Raw genomic sequence first — 22,725 nt, 5'->3', positions numbered from 1 at the left:
CCCGCCCAAGGCTCTGCCCCCGTCCACAACCGCTTTCGGCCGCTCTCTCTCGCGATAGGCTCGACCAGGCACTTTCGCATCGTGTCCGTGAGGAAAGCCTGGGGAGGCCGGACGGTGACAGCTCAGTCAGGCACGTCGGCATCGAAGCCCGGCGTACCCAAGCCGGGGCCGCCGCGCCCCGCCCGGCAGTGGTTCCAGGACCGTCCCTCGCCATACCCGTGGGAGCAGGACGCGCTGGACCATGTGCGGGGGCTCATGCCGCAGGCCGAGCCGTTCCGCGCCTGGGCCACGTTCTCCTTCACCGCGATGTCCGGCCGCGTCAACGAGTGCGATCTGCTGGTCGCCGTCCCCGCCGGACTCTTCCTCATCGAAATCAAGGGGCATCCCGGGCAGCTCCGCAACACTGGGTCTACCTGGAACTTCCAGGGATCCGACCGCATGCGGACCATCAACAACCCGCTGCACCTGACCGACCTGAAGTCGAAGGAGCTGAAGAGCCAGCTCCAGTGGGCGGCCCGCAAGCTGGGCTTGTCCGAGCGAGTGGTCCCGCGCGTCGAGCCCGCCGTGTTCCTGTCGTCGCCCGGCCTGGAAAGCCACTTGGACGAAGTCCAGCAGATCAAGGTCTACGGGCGGGACGACGGCGGCAGCGGCCTGAAGCGGATCTGGCAGGACTTCCTCGGCCTGCCCCCCGACCGTCCCGACCGGCGTATCACGCCGGAGTTCTCGCGGCACACCCTGCCGCAGCTGCTCAAGACGATCGGGATCCGCCAGTCCACCGCCCACCTCCGCTTCGGCGACGCCTGGAAGATGGAGCCGCATCCGCTGGACGCCGGACCCTCCTGGGAGGACCGGCTGGCCGTCCGGGACGACGGCCTCGTCCAGGAGGAGGGCCGGGTCCGCATCTACCTGGTGAGCCAGAAGGCGACGGAAGCGGCCCGCCGGGCCACCGAGCGCGCCGCGCGCCGCGAGTACCAGGTGCTGCAGGGCATCACCCACCGCGGCATCGTCGACGCGCTCGATTTCCGCGAGCACCAGGGCGGACCGGCGATCCTCTTCCGCCACCGGCACGGGGATCTCCGCCTCGACCAGTACCTGGACACCTACGGCGGCAGGCTCACGCCCGAGATCCGCCTGGACCTCGTCCGGCAGCTCGCCGAGGCGGTCCGCTACGCGCACAACCGCTCCCTCTACCACCGGGCGCTCGCGGCCCGCTCCGTCTATGTGTCGTTCCGGGTCGACGGGGCGGCTCCCGAGTTGCGGATCACCGACTGGCAGACCGCGGCACGGGACTTCGACAGCAACGCCACCTTCTTCCGTTCCATCGGCGGCTCCGCCCTCGACGCCGCCCTGATCGAGGACGCGGCCCGCGTCTATCTCGCCCCCGAGTCGGATCAGCCGTACGCCGACCCCGCCGACCTGGACATCTTCGGTCTCGGCGCGATCGCCTACCTGATCCTCACCGGCCGCCCCCCGGCCACCCAGCGCAGCGACCTGGCCGAAAGGCTACGCAGTGACGGCGGCCTGCGCCTGTTCGCGGTGACCGACGGCCTGCCCGACGTTCTCGACGATCTGGTCTTCCGGGCGACCCGCGCCGACGTCAACGAGCGGCTCGGCTCGGCCGAGGCGTTCCTGGATCTGCTGGACGAGGCGGAACGCGCCAGTATCCTCCCCGACTCACCGGCGGCGGCCTGCGTCGACCCGCTCGAAGCGGCGCCAGGCCAGTCGCTGGACGCCGAGTGGACGGTACGCCGTGTCCTCGGCACCGGCGCCACGGCCCGCGCCCTGCTCGTGGAGCGGGCCACCGAGGACGAGGACGGCCGCACCCAGCTCGACGAGCACGTCTTCAAGGTCGCCCTCGACGAGGAGAAGGCGGGGCGGCTGCGCGCCGAGGAACGGGCCCTGCGCAAGGTCGGCGGCGGCTCCGTCGTCCAGCTGCGCGGCGAGGGGCTGCGGGAGCTCGGCGGGCGGACCGTCCTGGAGCTGGAGTACGCCGGTGAGCAGTCGCTCGGCGAGCGGCTGCGCGGCAAGGGGCGGCTCACTTACCACGAGCTGGAGCGTTTCGCGGACGACCTGTTCCACGCCCTGGACCAGCTCGCCGCGCAGGGCGTGCGCCACCGCGATATCAAACCGGACAACTTCGGCATCCAGCGCCGCAAGGACCGCACCTGGCAACTCAAGCTGTTCGACTTCTCCCTGACGGACGCCTCCGACCGGGATGTGAAGGCGGGCACACGCGGCTACCTCGACCCGTTCCTCGGCTCGATGCGCCGCGCCCACTACGACGATCACGCGGAGCGGTACGCCGCCGCCGTCACCCTCCACGAGATGGCGAGCGGCGAGCGCCCGCTCTGGGGCGAAGGACAGCTCGACCCGCTGACCAACGAGTCGGCCGAACTCCACGTCGCCACCGAGCTGTTCGAGCCCGCGCTGCGCGATGGACTGACCGCTTTCTTCCAGCGCGCGCTGCACCGCGACACCGAGCAGCGTTTCGACACGCTGCGGCAGATGTGGGACACCTGGCGGGAAGTGTTCCGGGCGGCCGACGCGACCGCGCCCGCCACGACCCCTTCCACTGTGGGTACCGCGTCCGACGATCCGGAGGAGGCCCGCGACCGGGCCGCTGCGGCGGCCGACCTGACGACGCCGCTGGATGCCGCCGGCCTGTCTCCGCGTGCCGAGTCGGTGGCCGGCGGACTCGGCGCGACCACGGTCGGGGAACTGCTGGACATCCAGCCGTACGCCATCTCCAAGGCGCGCGGCGCGGGCGCCCTCGTCCGCAAGGAACTCAACCGGCGCCGCAAGCAGTGGGCCACCGCGCTGCGCCCGGCGGCGCCGTACGCGCCCCGCGGGCAGGTGCCGGACGACTCCGGCCGAGTGCACTCGGCCTCCGGCGAGGGCGAGCCCCGCATCCTGTCGATAGACGACATGGCCGCGCTCCTCGCCCCCGAGCCGGGCCGCAAGGGCTCTCACCGGGCCGACGTCGTACGCCTCACGCTGGGCCTGCCCCCGGACGACGGCGGACTCTCCCCGCTCGGTGTCTGGCCCGTGCAGGCCCGGATCGCCGACCATCTGGGCATCAAGCAGACCTCCGTCTCCCGGCATCACCGCATCGAGATCAGGAGGTGGGCGAAGGCGGACTGGCTGGACCCGGTCCGCACCGAGCTGACCGAGATCCTCCAGTCCGTCGGCCGGGTGATGACCGCCGACGAGGCCGCGGCCGAACTCCGGGCCCGCCACGGCGCCGGATCAGACACGCCCGAGCGGACGCTCGCCAGGGCCCTGGCCGTCGTACGGGCCGCCGCCGACGCGGAGACCACCGAGCGCCCGGACGAGGACCCCGACGGGCCGCACGAGCCCCGCTTCGCCGTGCACCGGCGGGGCGAGACGGTCCTGCTCGCCGCCGAGTCCCTGCCGGGCGCGGACGACCCGAGCCCGCGGGAGCTGGCGGACTACGCGGCGCTCCTCGGCCAGGCCGCCGAACGGCTGGCACGGCAGGACCCGTTGCCCGGCCGCGGCGAGGTCCTGCGCGTCCTGCGCGCCGTGCCCGCACCCGACGGGTTCGCCCCGCTCGCCGACACCCGTCTCGTGTCCCTGGCCGCCGCGACGGCCCCCGGCGTCGCGGCCACCCCCCGGCTGGAGCTGTACCCGCGTGACCTGAGCCTGGAGCGGGCGCTGCGTATCTCCCAGGCGGGCGCGGGCGTCCGCCGCGACCGGGGGATCACCGTCGGCGAGCTGGTGGCCCGCCTGCGTGCCCGCTTCCCGGGGCTGGACCTGGTATCGGGCTCCCGTGAACCCACCCACGTGGAGCTGCTGGACGCCCTGGAAGGGGCGCGCTTCGACCTTGTGTACGACGACGATGCGGAGAAGTTCTTCCCCAGGGCGCCGGAGTCGACGGGCACCTGGAGCTCCACCGGTGCCCTCACCAGCTACCAGCCGCCCACCCCGGTCACCCGGGCCGAACGGGAGGACCCGCACGGCCCGCTGCGGGAGCGGCTCACCGCCGTGGCGGCACGGGGCGGCTTCCTCGCCCTCACGGTGAAGCCGAACGCGTTCGCGGGAGCCGCGGAGACCGTGGCAGCCGCCTTCCCGGTCGAGGCGGTCGATCTGTCGGACGTGTTCCTCACCGCCTTCCGCGCCCTGGCCGCGGAGAAGGGCCAGGACTGGCGGAAGGTCCTGCGCGCCGACAGTCTCTCCGCCCCCGGCAGCATCAAGCCGGGGCTGGCGTCCTTCGTCCGGGTCGCCTGGCAGCGCGTGGAGGAAGCGGTCCTCGCCCGCGCCGGTGCGCCCCGCACCGTGCTGTTCCTCCACGACGCCGGCCTGGTCGCCCGCTACTGGGACGAGGGCGGCCACGCCTTCCTCGTCCGGCTCCAGAACGCGGCCCGCCGCCCCGCCGACACCCCGCACGGCCTGTGGCTGCTGTGCACGGTCGAGACACGCGCGCAGGAGCCGAAGCTGGACGGGCGGACCGTGGAGGTGATCGGCGGGGACGGGGAACGGGAGCACCTGGACAAGGAGTTCCTGGACTCGCTGCGGGTGCCGGCCGTGACCGGCTGAGCGGACCCGGCCTGCACCGGCTGCCGACTCAGGACCTGCGGCGCACCCCGCCCTTGCGGCCGATGTCGAACGCCAGCCGGTACACGTCGGGCAGGTCGAGGGCGCCGGTGGTGCGTTTGGTCAGAACGCCGAGTTCCACCAGCTCCTCTATCAGCGCGAAGGGATCGTCGGCGTCACGGGGGCCGCTGTTCTCGTCGTCGTTCTCCCCCCTGCGACGCAGAATCTCCGCCAGCCCGCCCTGCGCCCAGAACTGGCGGACGTGGGACGGCTCCATGGGTACCTGTCCGCCCTCCAGCAGCTCAATGGCGGTGGCGGCCCAGCCGATGTCCTCCTTCAGCTCGTCCACCCGGACCCGCGACGCCTCGTGCAGGCTCTCCCGCAGCGCCTCGTAGTGCAGCGGGTACGGCTGTGTGGCGTACCGCTCCGCCGTCAGGTCCGCGGCCGTGCGCAGGGCGAGCAGCCAGGTCCTCGGGCTCACCCGCCCCTTGCCGTCCTGGAGGTGGTTCGGCACCCAGGTGAACGTGTGGCCCTTGCGCCGGTCGGTGCCCATGTAGGACCCCGCCAGAGCGACGAAGGCCCGCTCCTGGCACTTCTCGTCGGCGATCAGGTCGACCGGCGCGATGAACCGCCCCTCACCTTGCGTCTCCCACGTGCCGTACTGCGCCCGGAACTTCTCCGCCTCCCTGCTCGGATGGTTCCCCAGCCGGTGGAAGAGAAGACCGTAGAGGTTCTCTCGGCTCCACGTCAGATCGGCCGCGTTGGCCCCCAGTTTCGAGGCGTCCGCGAACGCCTTGGGCGCGCTGTCGTACATGTCCGGGCGGACGAAGATCTTGGCGCGCAGCGCCCCTGTGGTCAGCCGCAGTTCCAGCGCAACCTGGAACAGCGCCGACACCAGCCGGTCGGCCGTCCCGCGGTCGGAGTGAAGGTGGTCCAGGGCGTCGAAGAGCAGCACACGCGTCTCGCCGCTGTCCCGGGCCTCCCGGTCGGCCCTGCCGAGCGCGTCGTCGTACGCGTCTTCGTTCGCCGCGGCCCAGCGGATACGGTCGGGCCAGTCAGCCAGGCTCGCGATCTGCGGTACCTCGAGCGCCATCATCACGACCGCGCGCCAGAAGATGTCATAGGCATAGCTGTCGGGGTCGATCACGTCCCGTAGCAGTCTGGCGATCTTCCGCTTGCCCGGGTAAGGGGTCTCACTGTTGCCGCCCGCCCTGAACGCGGTGGTGACCCGGACTCGCCGTAGCCGCGGCATCATGTACGACCGCGCGGCCACCTCCCTCAGCTCTGGATCGATCAGCGCCTTCGCCCAGTACGTCTTGCCGGTGCCGCGGGCGCCCCGGACCACGGTCACGTCGGGGTCGAGGGCGAGGCGGTGGCTGGACGGGGTGAACAGGCGTTGCCGGTCCGGACCGTCCGTGTCCGCGTCGAGTGCGGCACCGAGGGCCCTGGAGATCAGGGAGCGGTACTCGTCGGTGGTCGGCGGGGCGGTCATGAGGACTCCGGGGCGGGGTGCGGTGGCGGCAGCAGACGCTCCACCGTAGTCGTGAACGTCCGGTACGCGGCCTCGACGAACGGCAGCTCGGGCCAGTCGCGGCTGCGCAGGGGGTCAAGGCCCACCAGGTCGTTGCCGAAGAGGATCGGGATGGGGGCGTGCGGCGCGTCGTCGTCCTCCAGGGGAGGGTGGTACAGCTCGTCTCCCTCGTCGCCTGCGTCGTCCACGTCGTCCACGTCGTCCGGGCCGTCCTCGTCCGTGCCGAGCTGGTCGTAAAGGGTGTCGGCGAACAGCTGCTGGGCGCGGTCGCGCAGGGCGGGCAGCCGCTTCGCGTCCCCGGCCGAGTGGAACATGGCCGCCACGACCCGCAGCCGCTCCCGCAGCTCCCGGGCCAGGGCGGGCCGCTGCTGCCACTGCTCGAACAGCATCTTGTAGCCCTCCCAGGTGGAGGGATTGTCCACGGCGAACAGCAGGGCGAGCCCGCTGAGATGAGTCAGGGTGACCGCCGCGATGTCGTGCATGCCGGCCCTGCTGTCCAGCAGGACGACGTCCGGTGGCCGCGACAGCTCGGTCACCTGGTCCTCGCAGGCGGCGATGGCCTCCTCCAGCCGCGCGGCGAACGGCCGGTCGCCGTCACCGGGGTTGAGTCCGGCGAGGTCGCTGTAGATGCGGTTCAGTTTGGCGAGGTAGTCGTACGGCTCCCCCGCCAGCGGTGAGCCGCCCGCCGGGGCGAGCCACACCTCCCCGTTGCCCTTGACGGGCAGTGCGGAGCTGCGTGCCACCAGTTCCAGCCCGTCGGCGTTGCCGACGCCGCTCTCTATCAGGTGGTCGACGATGCCGTGTCGGGGGATGCCGGCGGGGTCCTCCAGCAGGTTCGAGACGCCCGGGGACTCCAGGTCGAGGTCCACCACGAGCACGCAGCGGCCTGTTCCGGCGAGGTACCGGGCGAGGACGGCGGTGGCGGTGGTGCGCCCCACCCCGCCCTTGAATCCGTACAGCGCCACCCTTCGGTCCCGGCGCCCGAGGGCCCCGTCTGTCGGGGTGCGGACGCCCCGGGCCCAGTCGGTGCCGATGACGGTCCGCTCCAGCGCGTGGACGCTGCCGGCGGAGCCTTGCCGTGGGCTGACCGGTGCGCGGTCCTCGGCGTCGAAGTACAGCTCCGGTGCGAAGAGCTTTGCACCGAAGAGGAGGGGTTCGAGGCCCGTGAAGGGGCGCGTGGCGGCCACGAACGCGTCACGGAGGGCGACGACGTCCGCGTCGTCGTGCGCGAGGGGGCGTCCCTGGTCGTTGATGAGCAGACAGGCCCGGCCGAGCACGTCGCGGGTGACGACGACGTCCATGCCGAACTGCGCCGCCGCCTGCCGGGCGTGGTCGAGGGCGGCTTGCCAGGCGGTGTCGAAACGCGCACGGGAACGGCTCATGAGTGGGTCCTCGTGCCCAGGATGCCGGCCTGTTCATGGGCGGCGATGAGGTCGTACGCGGCCTTGAGGTGCCGGTCGACCTCCGCGTCGGTGATCGCGGTGCCGTCGCAGTAGCGGTTCGCGACGTCCCAGCCGGCGAAGGGGTTCTTCCAGATGAGCTGCGTGAAGAGCGCGCCCGATCCGCCTCCCCGGCGGCGGTGGGCGACGGCGGTGAGGTGTTCCCACAGCTCGGGGAGGTGCCCGTGCTGCTTCTTCCACTTCATGGCGTTGCCGACACGGTACAGAGCCTCTACTTCCGGATTCTCCGGCATGTTCCGCGCGTTGAGCCGGGACCCCAGGAAGTCGATCAGGATCGCCTTGACAGCGCACTCCGCCGCCAGGCCGGCGAGATGATCAGCGGATATCCGCAGGTCCTCATCGGCGGCCAACCTGGCCGCGCAATAGTGGTTCCTGCTGGCCACTGCGAACGCGGGTGGCTGTGTCGCGGAGGGTGTCGAGGCCGTCACGACGATCACTCTATCGAGCCGATCAAGAGGCTCGCGGCGGCTTTTCCCAGATCGCGACCACCCTGGGCCGCCGTACGGGGGCGCGGGTGCGGCAGGATGGGAGGTCCGGTCCGCGGCTGACGCGGTGGGGCGCTGACGCGGTGCAGGGAGAAGGAAGCGAAGAGTGACGGTGACGACGACGGGTACGGACAAGGCGGCCCTGCTCAAGGACCTGAAGAAGCTGGTCGTCGACCTGGAGGACGACCTGCGGGCCCGCAGCGAGTCCGAGGAGGAGTTCCGCACCCGCCTGGACCGCGAGTGGCGCGAGGCCAAGGAGGCCCGGCGCACCGCCCTGTCCTACCCGGCCTGGCGGGACGAGCGCGTCACGCAGGCTGCAGTGGCGTGGGTGCTCGGCTGCGTCTTCGTCCGCTTCTGCGAGGACAACGGCCTGATCGACGAGCCGTACCTCGCCGGCCCCGGCGAACGCCTCGCCGAGGCGGAGGCCCGGCACGAGACCCACTTCCGCACCTACCCCCACCACAACAACCGCGACTGGCTGATGGAGGCGTTCCGCCACCTGGCGGGCACCAACGAGACGGCCGCCGGCCTCTTCGACGAGCGGCACAACCCGCTGTGGGGACTGACCCCGAGCTACGAGACGGCGACGGAACTGCTGATGTTCTGGCGCCGCTGGGACGCGGACGGCGAGATCCGCTACGACTTCACCGACCCCGAGTGGGACACCCGCTTCCTCGGCGACCTCTACCAGGACCTCAGCGAGCACGCCCGCAAGACGTTCGCGCTGCTGCAGACCCCGGAGTTCGTCGAGGAGTTCATCCTCGACCTGACCCTGGAACCGGCGGTCGCGGACGACGGCCAGGGTTTCGGCCTCAACCCGGTCTGGACCGGCCCCGACGGCCGGGAGCGCCGCGGCCTGCGCACCATCGACCCGGCGTGCGGCTCCGGCCACTTCCTGCTCGGCATCTTCCACCGTCTGCTGGACAAGTGGCGCCAGGCGGAACCCGGCACGGACGACTGGACGCTGGTCCGCCGGGTCCTGGAGTCCGTCCACGGCTGCGACAAGAACCCCTTCGCCGCGAGCATCGCCCGCTTCCGGCTCCTGGTGGCGGCGATGCGCGCGGCCGGTACGCGGCGGCTCGCGGACGCGCCGCCGTTCCCCATCAATGTGGCGGTGGGCGACTCCCTCCTGCACGGCCGGGACGCGGCGGGCATCCAGACCGACCTGGACACGCTGTTCGCGGAGGCGGTCGTAGGACGCGAGGAGGGGGAGACGTACGCGTACGCCACGGAGGACGTGTGGGAGTACGCGAAGCGGGTGGACCTGCTGGGGCGCGGGTCGTACCACGTGGTGGTGGGGAACCCGCCGTACATCACGGTGAAGGACAAGCAGGAGAACGAGAACTACCGGGCGGCGTACGACGCGTGCGCGGGGACGTACGCGCTGTCGGTGCCGTTCGCGCAGCGCATGTTCGAGCTGGCGGTGAAGGGGCCCGGCGGACGGCTGGGCGGGGGCGGGTTCGTGGGGCAGATCACCGCGAACTCGTTCATGAAGCGGGAGTTCGGCAAAAAGCTGATCGAGGTCGTTTTCCGGAACCGGGTCGAGCTGTCGCACGTGATCGACACCTCGGGCGCCTTCATTCCGGGGCACGGTACGCCGACGGTGATTCTGGTCGGGCGGAACCGGGTTCCGAGTCCGGAGCGGACGCTGCGAGCGGTGCTGGGGGTACGGGGTGAGCCTGCGCAGCCCGAGGACGCGTCGCAGGGGGCCGTGTGGCGGGCGATTGTCGAGCAGGTGGGCAGGCCGGGGAGCGAGTCGGAGTGGGTGTCGGTGGAGGATGCGGCGGCGGCTGCCTTCTCCGCGCACCCGTGGTCGGTGAGCGGCGGTGGGGCGGCGGAGCTGTTCGCGCACTTCGACCGGATTCGCCGCAGGTTGTCGGACGTGCTGCTGGAGAGCGGCCGCACCACGCATACGGGGCTGGATGACGCGTTCTACCTGCCGTACACCGCTGCGCATACCCGAGGTCTGGTGAACGGGTGTGTCCCTGTCGTGTTGGGCGATGGGCTGCGGGACTATGCCCTGACAGCGCCGACTCGGACGTTCTTCCCGTACTCATCGGACGGGGAGCCGCGCGAGCTGGATCAGCGTGAGCACGAGTTCCTCTGGCCCAACCGGACCGTGTTGCGGCAGCGCATCGACTTCGGTCAGACGCCGGAGCAGCGAGGGCTGCGCTGGTACGACCACAGCATGTTCTTCCCGCGCCGCTTCCGGAGCCCGCTGTCCATCGCCTTCGCGTTCGTGGCGACGCACAACCACTTCGTGCTGGACCGGGGCGGGAAGGTGTTCAAGCAGTCTGCACCCGTGATCAAGCTGCCCGAGGGGGCCACCGAGGACGAGCACCTGGAGTTGCTGGGGGTGCTCAACTCTTCGGCGGCTTGTTTCTGGTTGAAGCAGGTCAGCCACGACAAGGGCAGCCAGGGAGTCAACGAGGGCTTCAAGTCCCAGGAGTGGGAACGTTTCTATGAGTTCACCGGGACCAAGCTGCAAGAGTTCCCCCTCCCGGCCAAGCTCCCGCTCCACCTCGGCCGTGCCCTCGACGCCCAGGCGCAGACTCTCGCCGAGTTGGAGCCTTCGGCCGTGGCCGCAACCGTCGTACCCACGCGGCAAGCCCTGGATGACGCGCAAGCCGAACACGCCAAGATCCGTCGCCGCATGATCGCCCTCCAAGAGGAGCTGGACTGGCAGGTCTACGGCCTCTACGGGCTGCTCAGCGACCGCGAGGTCGCCCGGACCGTGACCCCCGAACCCGACCCCGAGACCATCCCCGAGGTCAAGCTCGGTGAGCGTGCCTTCGAGATCGTCCTCGCGCGCAAGGTCGAGGCCGGGGAGGTGGAGACCGCCTGGTTCACGCGCCACGGCTCCACCCCCGTCACCGAGATCCCCGCCCACTGGCCGGACTGGTACCGCGAGATCGTCCAGGCCCGCATCGACCTGATCACCAGCCGCAAGGACATCGCCCTCATCGAGCGCCCCGAGTGCAAGCGCCGCTGGGCCACCGACTCGTGGGAGAAGAAGGAACGCGCCGCGCTGCGGAACTGGCTGCTGGACCGTTGCGAGGACGAGGATCTGTGGTTTGAGGTACGTGACGGCCTGCGCCGTCCACGGACGCTGACCATCAACAACCTTGCCGACGGGCTCGGTTCCGACCCCGACTTCACGTCCGTCGCCGCGCTGTACGCCACCGACCACCTTAAAAAGCCGGACCTCCCCCTCGCGCAGATCCTCAACGAGATCATCGCCGATGAGCACGTGCCCTACCTCGCCGCGATGCGCTACAAGGACTCCGGCCTGCGCACCCGCCGCGAGTGGGAGAAGGTCTGGGAGAAGCAGCGCGAGGAGGACCGTACGGGCACGCGGCTCGACATCGACCCGCCGACCAGGTACAAGTCCTCCGACTTCCTCAAGCAGTCCTACTGGGCCCACCGCGGCAAGCTCGACGTGCCCAAGGAACGGTTCATCTCCTACCCGGAGGCGGGCCCGGACAGCGACTCCACGCTGATGCTCGGCTGGGCCGGCTGGGACCACAAGGACCAGGCGCTGGCCCTCACGCAGCTGATCGAGACGCGCGTCAAGAGCGACGCCTGGGGCGCCGAACGGCTCGTGCCGCTGCTCGCCGGGCTGCATGAGGTCATGCCGTGGGTACGTCAGTGGTACAGCGCGTACGACGACGAGTGGGAGGGCTCCCCGGCCGAGGACCTGGAAGCGGAGTTCCAGCGCTACCTGCGCATGCACGGCGTGAGCGAGGCGCAGATGAAGGACTGGCGTCCGGTGCGGAAGACGCGGGGGCGCAAGGCCGTACAGCGCCGGGAGACGACCGAACAGCCGGAGCTGGATGACGCGTAGAGCGAGGCGAAGGGGGAGAACCACCGCGCTCTCCCCCCGGAGCTGCCGACCGGTGACTCAGCGGGCGGTGCCGGAGGCGTGTTCGGTGAACGCCGACCAGGCAGCGGGGAACATCGCCGAGCTGGCCGCCAACGCCGTCCGGCACGGGCGCGTACCGAGGCGTGACTTCGCACTGCGGCTGGTGCACCGGCCCGCCGCCGCGCTCATCCGCGTCGAGGTGTCCGACACGCATCCGGCGCTGCCCGTGCGCCTGGCCCCGGCGCCCGCGGACGCCGACGGGGGCCGGGGCCTGCTCCTGGTCGACGCGCTTGCCTCCCGCTGGGGTGTGACCGAGCGCACCGGGCCGGGCAAGACGGTGTGGGCGGAGCTGGACCTCGCGGTGGGGACCCGCGCCGGGCACTCCACGTGAGTGCACCCGGCCGTCCGGGCCCGGCCGATCACCCACGGTGAGACCCCTTCCTGGAGGTGTAACGATCTCTCCTCCCGCTGTCGGACCCACCTGGCAAGATGGACGGTGCGCCAACGCCTGAGGGGGGCGCTGTCCGGGCCGGCCGCCAGCACAGTGAGGGAATGATCGCCTGATGTCGACCACAGAGCTGTTCCTCCGCGATGTCATCGACATCAAGGAGGACGTCCACGCGGGCGATTTCAAGGTCGACCTCTCCCAGGGCTTCCACGAGGCCGACGAGCGGGTGGCGGAGTACGTCGTCACCGAGCAGTTGCAGAAGGCGTTCCGGCAGGCGCTCGGCGTCGTCGGGAAGGCCGTCCGCACCGGCGACTCGCACGCCGCGTACCTGCACGGCTCGTTCGGCGCCGGTAAGAGCCACTTCCTCACCGTGCTGCACGCCGTGCTCAAGGGCCACGAGGGGGCTCTGCACAAGCCGGGGCTGAAGGAGGTCGTCGCCGAGCACCGGGACTGGCTGGGCGGCAGTCGGTTCCTGATGATCCCGTACCACCTGGTCGGATCGACCGACCTGGACTCGGCGCTGCTCGGCGGGTACGTCCACACCGTGCGGGAGCTGCACCCGGAGGCGGCGACCCCCGCCGTCTACCGGTCGGACGCGCTGCTCGCCGACGCGGACCGGCAGCGCAAGTTCCTAGGCGACGACGACAAGTTCCGGCAGTGGCTCGGCGCCGGGGCGGCGGCCACCTCCGGCAGCGGGGGCGCGGACGACGAGGACGACCTGCCGGGCATCGACGCCGGAACCGAGCTGCCCGGCAGCGACGGCTGGAGCAGTGCCGAACTGGACCGGGCCTTTGCCGTGCCGCCCGGCAGCGAGGAGCGGGAGCGGCTGGTGTCGGCGCTGCTGACCGGGCCCATGGCCGCGTACACGCAGGCCGCCCGCGGTGACGCCCAGTCCTTCATCCCGCTGGAGAACGGCCTGAAGGTCATCTCCCGCCACGCCCAGTCGCTGGGCTACGACGGTGTCGTCCTCTTCCTCGACGAGCTGATCCTTTGGCTCCAGGCGCACATGGGCGACCAGGACTTCGTCCGCGACCAGGTGCAGCGGCTGGTCAAGCTGATCGAGTCCGCCGACAGCGGCCGGCCCGTGCCCCTCGTGTCCTTCATCTCCCGCCAGCGTGACCTGTCCCAGCTCATCGGCTCCGACGTGGCCGGCGCCGACGTGCAGAACCTGGAACAGCAGGTCGACTACCTCGCCGGCCGGATCGACGTCGTCGAGCTGGAGGACAGCAACCTCGTCGAGATCATCAAGCACCGGGTGCTCGCCCCGCGTCCAGGCATGGAGCAGGCGCGCGACGATGCGTTCAAGATCGTGGAGTCGTCGCGGGACGAGGTGCGGCAGGTGCTGCTCGACGCGCAGGGGCGCACCGAGGCGAGCTGGGACGACTTCCGCACCCTGTACCCGCTGTCCCCGGCGCTGCTGAACGTGCTGGTGGATCTCTCCGGCGCGCTCCAGCGTGAGCGGACCGGTCTGAAGCTGGTGCAGGAGCTGCTGCGGCGGCACCGCGACGACCTGCGGCTTGGCCAGCTCGTCCCGATCGGCGACCTGTGGGACGTGATCGCCGCGCGGACCGGTGAGGCGTTCACCGCCAGGCTCCGCAAGGAGTCGGAGATCGCGCACCGCTTCCACGCCCGCGTCCGCGAGCACCTGCTGACCAAGTACGGCTCGGCGGACGACAAGCGCTTCCAGACCGACGAGCGGCTGGTCAAGACACTGCTGCTGGCCTCCCTCGCTCCCAACGTGCCCGCCCTGACCCGGCTCACCGGCGGCCGGCTCGCCGCGCTGAACCACGGCACGATCAGGACCCGGGTGGGCGACGCGGGCGCCGTCGCCGTCAAGCGTCTGCAGGAGCTCCAGGCCGAGGGCTTCGACGGCGAGCTGCGCAGCGAGGGCGACCCCGCCGACCCCGTCTTCCACCTGCACCTGTCCGACCTGGACGTCGAGCCGCTGCTGGAGGAGGTGCAGGGCGTCGCCGACCAGGACGGCTACCGCCGCCAGTGGATCAAGGACCAGCTGTGGGCCGCGCTGAGCATCCCCGACACCCAGGCGTTCGTGTGCGAGCGGACCGTCGTCTGGCGCGGCACCAAACGCACCGTCGAGTTCATCTTCGGCAACGTCCGCGACCCCCACCTGCCCGACGCCGAGTTCGCGCCGCAGACCGAGGGCAACATCCGTTTCGTCTTCGACTACCCCTTCGACGGTCACGACCACTCGCCGATGGATGACGCCCAGCGGGTGGAGCGGCTGAAGCGTGCCGGGAAGACGGCGCCGACGATCGTCTGGCTGCCGCACTTCCTGTCCGAGCAGAAGGCCCGCAGCCTCGGACGCCTCCTGAAGATCAACTACCTGCTGGAGCGCGACCGGCTGGACGATCACACGGCGACCCGCCCCGCCGAGGAGCGCATCCAGATCCGCAACCAGCTCAAGGCGTCCCGCGACAGCCTGACCACCCAGCTCACCGACGCGCTGCTGCAGCTGTACGGCATCAACAGGGCCGAACCGGGCACCACGGGAGCCGAGGTCCGCGACGGCGAACACCTGATCTCGCTCCAGCCGGGCTTCACCCGCACCCGGCCCGAACCGGCGGTCGGCTTCGAGGAGAACCTCTTCCTGCTCGCCGACGGGCTCCTCAGCGCCCGCCACCCCAAGCACCCCGACTTCGACCCGCGGCTCACCCGCAAGGCCGTCACCACCCGCGAGCTGAAGACCGCGCTCGAATGGATCATGAAGGCGATGGAGGACGGCTCACGGCGTGTCGTGGTCGACAGCCACCAGCTGCCCGTCGTCCGCCGGATCGTGCACGCCCTCCAGCTCGGCGAGGTCCACGACGGCCCGCTGAACGTCACCACCGACTGGCGCCTGCGCATCAACAAGAAGGCCGCCGAGACCCCTGACGCCGGCCCGGACCTGTCCGTGGAGGACATCCGCGACTGGATCGAGGAACTCGGCTACACCGGCCTCGACCGCCACGTCAGCAACCTGATCATCGCCACGTACGCCCTGCTGGACGACCGCACCTGGGTGTACCAGACCTCACCGCTGCCCAAGGCCCCGGAGCTCGAGCGGGTCGGCCCCGGATACGGGCTGAGGGCCGTGGAACTGCCCACCGAGGAAGAATTTCACACCGCGCTCGGCCGTGCCGGGACGATCTTCGGCAGGACCGTCTCGCGCGTCCTGTTCGCACGCAACGTCGCCCGGCTCGCCGAAGGCGTGCGCGCGGTCGCGGAAGAACACCGCGTGGCCCTCGGCGAGGTGCGCACCCTCCTGACGGAGCACGCGCGCCACCTCGGGCTGACCGGCGCCGACGCACCCCGCCTGAAGTCCACCAAGGCCGCCGCCGACCTCGTCGCCCGGCTGCTGCGCACCACCGAACCGGCCGCGTGCGTGCGGGAGCTGGCCGCCGCCGCGTACGACGTGACCGACGAGGAGATCGCGGGCGCCCTGCGGCACGCTCCCGAGGTCGCCGCCGCGCTGCGCGGCACCCAGTGGTCCCTGCTGGAAGACGTGCGCCGCGACCTCGCCGTACGCCAGGACGGCCTCGGCGAGCGAGCGGCCCGGTTCCTGGACGAGGTGCACTGCGCTGCCCGCGAGCACGAGCAGACCGTCTCGCTCGTGCCCGTCCTGGACCGGCTCCCGGACACCGTCATGGCCCTGATGCGCGAGGCCACCCGCCTCGCCCAGCCCGCCCGGCCGGCCACTCCGTCCGTGGCGCCCCTCACGCCGGAGCCGACCGCCGAGGACGTCAGCCTCACCGACCACGGCAAGCCCCCCGTTCCCTCGACGCCTGTCCCGGAACAGCCCTCCACAGCGGACGACGCCTCCCACGGCGGGAGCGGCGCCCAGGCCGTGGTCCCGGCACAGGCTGGTCGCCGGCGCGCCGTCCACCTCGTCGAGCCCACCCAGCTGGAGGTGTCGCTGGCCACCGCGGTCACCGAGATCGACGCGGAGATCCGCGCCTACCTCGCCGCCCACCCCGGCACCCACATCCAGGTCACCTGGCAGCCGGTCACCGACACCGGGTCCGCGACCGACACCTCCGCCGGCACCGAAGCGGAAGCGGACGGCGAAGGGACCGCCGGCTGATGGCCCCGGCCCTGCCCCGGGTGGGCCGCCGTACCGTCGAGGCCCTGCTCGCGGCGAACGCCGAGGATCTCGGCGAGCGCAGCCTCGTGCTCGTCCACGGTCAGTACGCGCCCGGCGCCCCGCCGCAGTTCACCATCACCGTGGACGGCGAGGCGCGGCGCGTTCACGTACGGGACGAAGCCTCCGTCCTCGGCGTCGTCGACGCCTTGCACGAGCACCGGAGCGCGGCTGCTTCCTCCGAATTGCTCGTGGTGACCACGGGCGTCGACGACGAGCAGCTCGGCTGGGACGTACGCGGCAGAGCCGTACGGCGAAAGACCCTTACCGTCGAGAACGCCGAGGTCGTCCTCCAGCGTTTCGGTGCCACCGGCCTGGACCCGCGGATGTACCGCGAGCGGTGGCTGCTGGAAGCCCTGGTCGAAGCGGAGCCCGCCGAAGCCGGCTGGCCGCGCGTCGGCGGCGTGCTGACCCGGGACGCGGCCCTGCGCGCCCTGACCGCAGAACGGCTCGGCCTGCGTGCGGTGCACGGCTCCCCCGGCCAGGACGGGCAGGTCGCCCTCGACGCCGACACTCTGCTCGCATGGTCCCGCACACCCGCCGGTCCCCGGCGGTTCGCCGAACTGGGCGCCACCGAGCGCGCCGAACTGAAGAAGTGGCTCGCGGAGGTGGCCGGACCGGCCGTCCCCGTCCTGCTGTCCCTCGCCGAAGCCGGCCTCGGCCACGACGCCCTGCCGCTCGGACTGCTCGGCGCCGCACTGCGGGACCCCGCCGCCCAGCCCGACACGGTGCTCGCCCTCGGCGGACTGTTCGGGCAGGTCATGCCCCGGCGGTCGGAACTCGCCGTGTTCACCGACGCCGTGGAGGGAACCCTCACCCGCTGGATCGCCGACGCCCGCACCAGCCACGACGCCCGCCTGCGCGTCGTCGCCGTACTGGAGAGGGCCGACGAGCTGGCCGAGAAGGCGGGACTCACCCCCGGCCTCACCGCGAGCCGGTTCCTTCCCTCCAGCTTCACCGCGCAACTGCGCCGGACCGTTGCCGAAGCCCGCCGTACCCCGGCCGCCGGCGAGGCCGCGCTGGCCGACCTGCTCGGCCACGCCCTGGCCGGCCTCCGCCCGGACCACGTCCAGGCCGCCGAGACGGCCGTACGGGTGGCGCGCTGGCTCAGCCGCCCCGAGCCCGTCGTCACCGGCGTGGCCGCCGCCGTGCGGGCGCACGTCTGCGACTGGGGCTGGGTGGACCGGGAGCTCACCGTGCTGTGGGCGGGCGACCCCGACGGCGACCTGGAGACCGGCCGGGACCTGCGCGCCCTGTACGAGCAGGCACGTGAGCGCAGGCAGCGCCTCGATCAGGAGTTCGCCTCAAGGCTCGCCGCCTGGGCCGCGCACGCCACCGCCCAACACCCCGACGACTGCCTCGTCGTCGAGAACGTGCTGGACACCGTCGTACGCCCGCTGGCCGGCCAGGCCGCTCCGCTCCTCCTCGTCCTCGACGGCATGAGCAGCGCGGTCGCCGCCCAGCTCGGTGAGGAGGCGGAACGCGACGGCTGGCGTGAGATCGTGCCGCGCCCGGAGCCCGGCCAGTCCCCCGCACGGCTCGCCGCCGTCTCGATGCTGCCGTCCGTCACCCGCGTCAGCCGTGCCTCCCTACTGGCGGGCGAGGCGGCCGACGGCGGCCAGTCGGCCGAAACGAGCGGCTTCACCGCCTTCTGGAAGCGGCGGCGCAAGGCGGCGGCCCTCTTCCACAAGGCCGCCATCGGCGGCGAGGCGGGCCACGCGCTCTCCCACGAGCTGATGACCGCCCTCGCCTCCGACGCCGTGGTGGGCGTGGTCCTCAACACCATCGACGAGGCACTCGACAACGGCCGGCACGGCCGCGGCACGACCTGGTCCCTGGCCGACGTCACGCACCTGCGGGAACTGCTCGCCGCCGCCCGCAGCTACGGTCGCCCGGTCGTCCTCGTCGCCGACCACGGACACGTCCTGGAGCGCGGCAGCCGCAGCGACGGCCCGATGACGGCCGCCGACGGCGTGGAGTCCGCCCGCTGGCGCACCGGCGACGCCGTGGAGGACGGGGAGATCGCCGTCCACGGCCCGAGGGTGCGCGACGGCGGGGGAGCGGTGATCCTGCCGTGGCGCGAGGACATCCGCTACACCGGGCGGCGCGCCGGATACCACGGCGGGGCCTCCCTGGCCGAGGTGACCGTCCCGGTGCTCGTCCTGCTCCCGGCAGGGGAGGAAACCGCGAAGGACTGGGTGCCGCTGCCGCGCGAGCTGTCCACGCCGGGATGGTGGCGGACGCACGTCAACCGGGAAGCTCCCCAGCCCACTGTCGTGCCCGCTGATCAGCCGGTGGTGCCCTCGCCCGCGCGACCCACGGCACCCTCCGAGAGCGCGCCGGCCACCGAGGCGCGGCCGTCTGCCCGGACGGAAGCCGCACCGCCGGTGGCGGAGTCTCTGGGGACGTTGGTGGTGGGCAGCGAGGTCTACGCGGCCCAGAAGGAGTACGTCCGCAAAGCGCCCGAGGCGAAGGTGGTGGCCGCGGTCGTCGACGCGCTCGTCTCCGCGGGCGGAACCATGTCGCCGGCCGCTCTTGCCACGGCGATCTCCGCCACCGGGCGGGTCCGCCGCAACATCGAGGGCTTCGTCGCCACGGTGCAGCGGTTGCTGAATGTCGAGGGGTACCCCGTCCTCGGGTTCATCGACGGCGGGCACGCGGTGAAGCTCGACGTGCCGCTCCTGAGCGAGCAGTTCCTGCCGAAGCAGAGCGCGCAGGAGACGGACGAGGCCGAAGACGGACAGCGGGAGGAGGAGCAGGCGTGACCGGGCCCGCCTCCGTGAGCGCGGTCCGCCGCCGCGAGGTCATCGACGCCCTGCGGCGCGGCACCGTCCCGCAGTCCGGCCTCGACCTGTTCGCGGTCGGACTGGACCGTTTCGAAGCCGCCCTGGACGACGACCTGGCCACCGTCACCCGTGGCGGTGCCGCCTTCCACGCCGTCCGCGGCGACTACGGCTCCGGCAAGACCTTCTTCGCCCGCTGGCTGGCCGAACGCGCCAAACGTGCGGGACTCGCCACCGCCGAGGTGCAGATCTCCGAGACCGAGACACCGCTGCACCGGCTGGAGACCGTCTACCGCCGGCTCACCGAGCGCCTGGCCACCGCCACCCACCAGCCCAGCGCACTGCGCGCGGTCGTCGACTCGTGGTTCTACACCCTGGAGGAGGAGGTCCTCGACGGCTCGGAGATCGATGAGGATGACGAGGAAGCCCTCGCCGAGGCCGTGGACACGCTGATGGAACGCCGGCTCGCCGATGTCGCCCGCACCACGCCCGCGTTCGCCGCCGCCCTGCGCGGCTACCGCCGTGCTGTCACCGCCGGGGACGGCGCCACGGCGGAGGCCCTGATCGCCTGGCTCGGCGGCCAGAAGTCCGTGGCCGCCTCCGCCCGTCGGGCCGCAGGAGTGCGCGGAGATCTCGACCACTTCGCCGCGCTCGGCTTCCTCCAGGGACTCCTGACCGTGCTGCGCGACTGTGGCCACCCGGGGTTGCTCCTCGTCCTGGACGAGACGGAGACCCTGCAACGCGTCCGCGGTGACGTCCGGGAGAAGGGCCTCAACGCATTGCGCCAGCTCCTCGACGAGATCGACGCCGGACGCTTCCCTGGCCTCTTCCTCGTCATCACCGGAACTCCCGCGTTCTACGACGGGCAACAGGGCGTCCAGCGTCTCCCGCCCCTGGCCCAGCGGCTCGCCACCGACTTCACCACGGAGGCCCGCTTCGACTCGCCCCGCGCCGTCCAGCTCCGCCTGCCCGGCTTCGACCTGCCGCGCCTGGGGGAACTCGGCCGGAAGGTGCGGGACCTCTACGGGGGCGCGGCCCGCCACCCCGAGCGGGTCACCGCGCGGGTCGACGACTCCTACGTCGGCGAACTCGCCACCGCCGTCACCGGAGGTCTGGGCGGCAACGTCGGCATCGCCCCCCGCGTCTTCCTGCGCAAGCTCGTCGCCGACGTACTCGACCGTGTCGACGAGTTCGACGACTTCGACCCGCGTAAGCACTACCAGCTCACTGTCTCGTCGGGCGAGCTGACGGACACCGAACGCAACGCCGCCGCCGACCGGGCGGACGACATCGAGCTGGAACTGCCGTGACCACCGCCGACGGCCTGGAACCGGCGCTGGTCCACCACATCGTCAACACCCTGGGCTGGAAGGACCTGCGCCCGCTCCAGAAGGCCGCCGTCACCCCGCTCACCGCAGGAGACGACGCCCTGCTGCTGGCCCCGACGGCCGGCGGCAAGACCGAAGCCGCCTGCTTCCCCCTGCTGTCCCGGATGCACGCCCAGGGCTGGTCCGGCACCTCGGTGCTGTACGTGTGTCCCCTCAAGGCGCTGCTGAACAACCTGCTTCCGCGTGTGGAGACCTACACCGCCTGGCTCGGCCGGTCCGCGGCCCTGTGGCACGGCGACACACCGGGCGGCGCCCGGCGGCGCATCCTCGCATCCCGGCCCGACGTGCTGCTCACCACTCCCGAGTCGCTGGAAGCCATGCTGGTCAGCGTCAACGTCGACCACGCGTCCTTCTTCTCCGGGCTGCGGGCCGTGGTCGTCGACGAGGTCCACGCCTTCGCCGGCGACGACCGCGGCTGGCACCTGCTCGCCGTACTGGAGCGCCTGCAGCGCGTCGTGGGCCGCTCCGTGCAGCGCGTCGGTCTCTCCGCGACTGTCGGCAACCCCGAAGCCCTGCTCACCTGGCTCCAGGGATCGGGAGCAGGCCGGCGCCCCGGCCGCGTGGTCGCGCCCCACCTGGCCGAGGCCCAGCCGACGCCGGCCTCCGTACCGCCGGGTGACATCCAGCTCGACTACGTCGGCTCGCTCGACAACGCGGCCACCGTCATCAGCGCTCTCCACCGGGGGGAGAAGAGGCTCGTCTTCTGCGAGTCGCGGCGCCTGGTCGAGGAACTGGGCGCCAAGCTGCGGGCCAAAGGTGTGACTACGTTCCTCTCGCACGCCTCCCTCTCCCTCGACGAACGCAGACGCGCGGAACTTGCGTTCGCCGAGGCGCGCGACTGCGTGATCATCGCCACGAGCACCCTGGAACTGGGCATCGACGTCGGTGACCTGGACCGCGTCATCCAGATCGACGCCCCCACCTCGGTCGCCTCCTTCCTGCAGCGCCTCGGTCGCACCGGGCGCCGCCCGGGAACGACCCGCAACTGTCTCTTCCTTACCCTCGACCAGAGCGGACTCCTGGCCGCCGCGGGTCTACTGCTCCAGTGGTCACGAGGCTGGGTCGAACCGGTCACCGCACCACCCGAGCCCCGGCACATCGTCGCCCAGCAGCTGCTCGCCCTCTGCCTCCAGGAACACCGCGTCGGAGACCGGCTCTGGCAGGAGTGGTGGAACGGCCTGGGACCGTTCGGAGGGGCGGCGGAGCCGATCGTCCGCCACCTGGTGGAAGAGGGATACCTGGACCAGGACGGCGGCATGCTGTTCATCGGGCCCGAAGCCGAACGGCGCTTCGGCCGCCGCCACTTCATGAACCTCACCGCCGTCTTCACCGCGCCCCCGCAGTTCACCGTCCTCCAGGGCCGCACCGAGATCGGCCGCACCGACCCCGCCCTGCTCACCGAGCGCGTCGTCGGCCCCCGCAGACTCCTCCTCGCCGGCCGCAGCTGGCAGGTCACCTATATCGACTGGCGCCGCAAACGCTGCTTCGTCGAGCCGGTCGACGGCGGCGGAAAGGCCAAGTGGAGCGGCACGGGCCTCGGCCAGGGCACCTCCTTCGAGGTCACACGTGCGGTGCGCGAGGTGCTGCTCGGCACGGATCCGCCCGTCGCCCTGACCCAACGTGCCACCACGACGCTCAAGGAGGCGCGTGAGGCTTTCCTGGAGAAGGTTCACCCGGGCGGCACGTTGATCGTGCACGACGAATCGGGGCAACTTCGCTGGTGGACCTGGGCAGGTCACCGGGCGAACGCGACGCTGGCGGCCACGCTGGAGGGAATCGCCGTACCGGCTCAACGCATCAACGATCACTGGATCCGTCTGCGGGAAGACCTCACGCCACCGGTGTGGAAGGAAGCCCTGAACGAGGCTCCGGACCGGCTCTGCCTTCCCGCAGTCGACGAAAGGGCGGTACGAGGACTGAAGTTCGGGGATGCGCTGCCGCCACGCTTGGCGGAGGCGACGCTGTCGGCCCGGCTGGCGGACCTGAAAGCCGCAACAGCAGTGCTGGCCGAACCTGTACGTTTTGTCGCCGCCTGTAAGTGAAGCGGTACATGGCTTGCCGAATGATCACAACGCACGA

The 22,725-nt window shown here is 71.7% G+C and carries 10 protein-coding genes; 7 read left to right on the top strand and 3 right to left on the bottom strand.

Going from position 1 to position 22,725, the window contains the following annotated elements; translation table 11 throughout:
* The first annotated feature begins 81 nt into the window (after positions 1–81).
* Positions 82–4,554: a BREX system serine/threonine kinase PglW gene (gene pglW, locus Sdagh_RS17915; RefSeq protein ID WP_308288748.1), complete on the top strand. Its 4,473-nt coding sequence runs from the start codon at positions 82–84 to the stop codon at positions 4,552–4,554.
* A gap of 28 nt (positions 4,555–4,582) precedes the next feature.
* On the opposite strand, the gene Sdagh_RS17910 is transcribed toward pglW, so the two are convergent.
* Genes Sdagh_RS17910 through Sdagh_RS17900 form a run of 3 tightly spaced genes read right to left on the bottom strand, consistent with a single transcriptional unit; the run spans position 4,583 to position 7,892 of the window.
* Entirely contained in the window at positions 4,583–6,043 is a 1,461-nt protein-coding gene (locus Sdagh_RS17910; RefSeq protein WP_190076980.1) for a hypothetical protein, read from the bottom strand.
* The gene (locus Sdagh_RS17905; RefSeq protein ID WP_190076979.1) at positions 6,040–7,464 is read right to left on the bottom strand and encodes a KGGVGR-motif variant AAA ATPase; all 1,425 of its coding nucleotides are present in this window, start codon (positions 7,462–7,464) and stop codon (positions 6,040–6,042) included. Before Sdagh_RS17905 ends, Sdagh_RS17910 begins: the two co-directional genes overlap by 4 nt.
* Positions 7,461–7,892: a hypothetical protein gene (locus Sdagh_RS17900; protein ID WP_190076978.1), complete on the bottom strand. Its 432-nt coding sequence runs from the start codon at positions 7,890–7,892 to the stop codon at positions 7,461–7,463. Before Sdagh_RS17900 ends, Sdagh_RS17905 begins: the two co-directional genes overlap by 4 nt.
* Before the next feature lie 241 nt (positions 7,893–8,133).
* On the opposite strand from Sdagh_RS17900, the gene pglX reads away from it, so the two are divergent.
* The 6 genes from pglX to Sdagh_RS17870 all read left to right on the top strand — a co-directional run bounded on the left by pglX (position 8,134) and on the right by Sdagh_RS17870 (position 22,688).
* Entirely contained in the window at positions 8,134–11,871 is a 3,738-nt protein-coding gene (gene pglX / locus Sdagh_RS17895; RefSeq protein WP_190076977.1) for a BREX-2 system adenine-specific DNA-methyltransferase PglX, read from the top strand.
* Between the two features lie 85 nt (positions 11,872–11,956).
* Positions 11,957–12,280 (top strand): ATP-binding protein, encoded by a 324-nt coding sequence (locus Sdagh_RS17890; protein WP_190076976.1) that lies wholly within the window; start codon positions 11,957–11,959, stop codon positions 12,278–12,280.
* Between the two features lie 172 nt (positions 12,281–12,452).
* On the top strand, positions 12,453–16,418 hold the full coding sequence (locus Sdagh_RS17885) for a DUF6079 family protein (RefSeq protein ID WP_190076975.1): 3,966 nt from the start codon (positions 12,453–12,455) through the stop codon (positions 16,416–16,418).
* Positions 16,418–19,240 carry a BREX-2 system phosphatase PglZ gene (pglZ, locus tag Sdagh_RS17880; RefSeq protein WP_190076974.1) on the top strand — a complete coding sequence of 941 codons (2,823 nt, stop codon included), beginning with the start codon at positions 16,418–16,420 and terminating at the stop codon, positions 19,238–19,240. Before Sdagh_RS17885 ends, pglZ begins: the two co-directional genes overlap by 1 nt.
* The gene (gene brxD / locus Sdagh_RS17875; protein ID WP_190076973.1) at positions 19,237–20,568 is read left to right on the top strand and encodes a BREX system ATP-binding protein BrxD; all 1,332 of its coding nucleotides are present in this window, start codon (positions 19,237–19,239) and stop codon (positions 20,566–20,568) included. The genes pglZ and brxD overlap by 4 nt, the downstream gene beginning before the upstream one ends.
* A complete protein-coding gene (locus tag Sdagh_RS17870; RefSeq protein WP_190076972.1) occupies positions 20,565–22,688 on the top strand; it encodes a DEAD/DEAH box helicase in 2,124 nt (707 codons plus the stop codon). Before brxD ends, Sdagh_RS17870 begins: the two co-directional genes overlap by 4 nt.
* Positions 22,689–22,725: the final 37 nt, after the last annotated feature.

This window comes from Streptomyces daghestanicus (assembly GCF_020521275.1).
In the GTDB taxonomy this organism is placed as follows: Bacteria; Actinomycetota; Actinomycetes; order Streptomycetales; family Streptomycetaceae; genus Streptomyces; species Streptomyces griseoviridis.
This window is presented reverse-complemented; position numbering and strand designations above follow the sequence as displayed.

Excerpts from the sequence above, each read along its gene's own strand:
- pglZ (WP_190076974.1), top strand. The coding sequence starts at position 16,418 with ATGGCCCCGGCCCTGCCCCGGGTGGGCCGCCGTACCGTCGAGGCCCTG.
- Sdagh_RS17885 (WP_190076975.1), top strand. The coding sequence starts at position 12,453 with ATGTCGACCACAGAGCTGTTCCTCCGCGATGTCATCGACATCAAGGAG.
- Sdagh_RS17910 (WP_190076980.1), bottom strand. The coding sequence starts at position 6,043 with ATGACCGCCCCGCCGACCACCGACGAGTACCGCTCCCTGATCTCCAGG.
- Sdagh_RS17905 (WP_190076979.1), bottom strand. The coding sequence starts at position 7,464 with ATGAGCCGTTCCCGTGCGCGTTTCGACACCGCCTGGCAAGCCGCCCTC.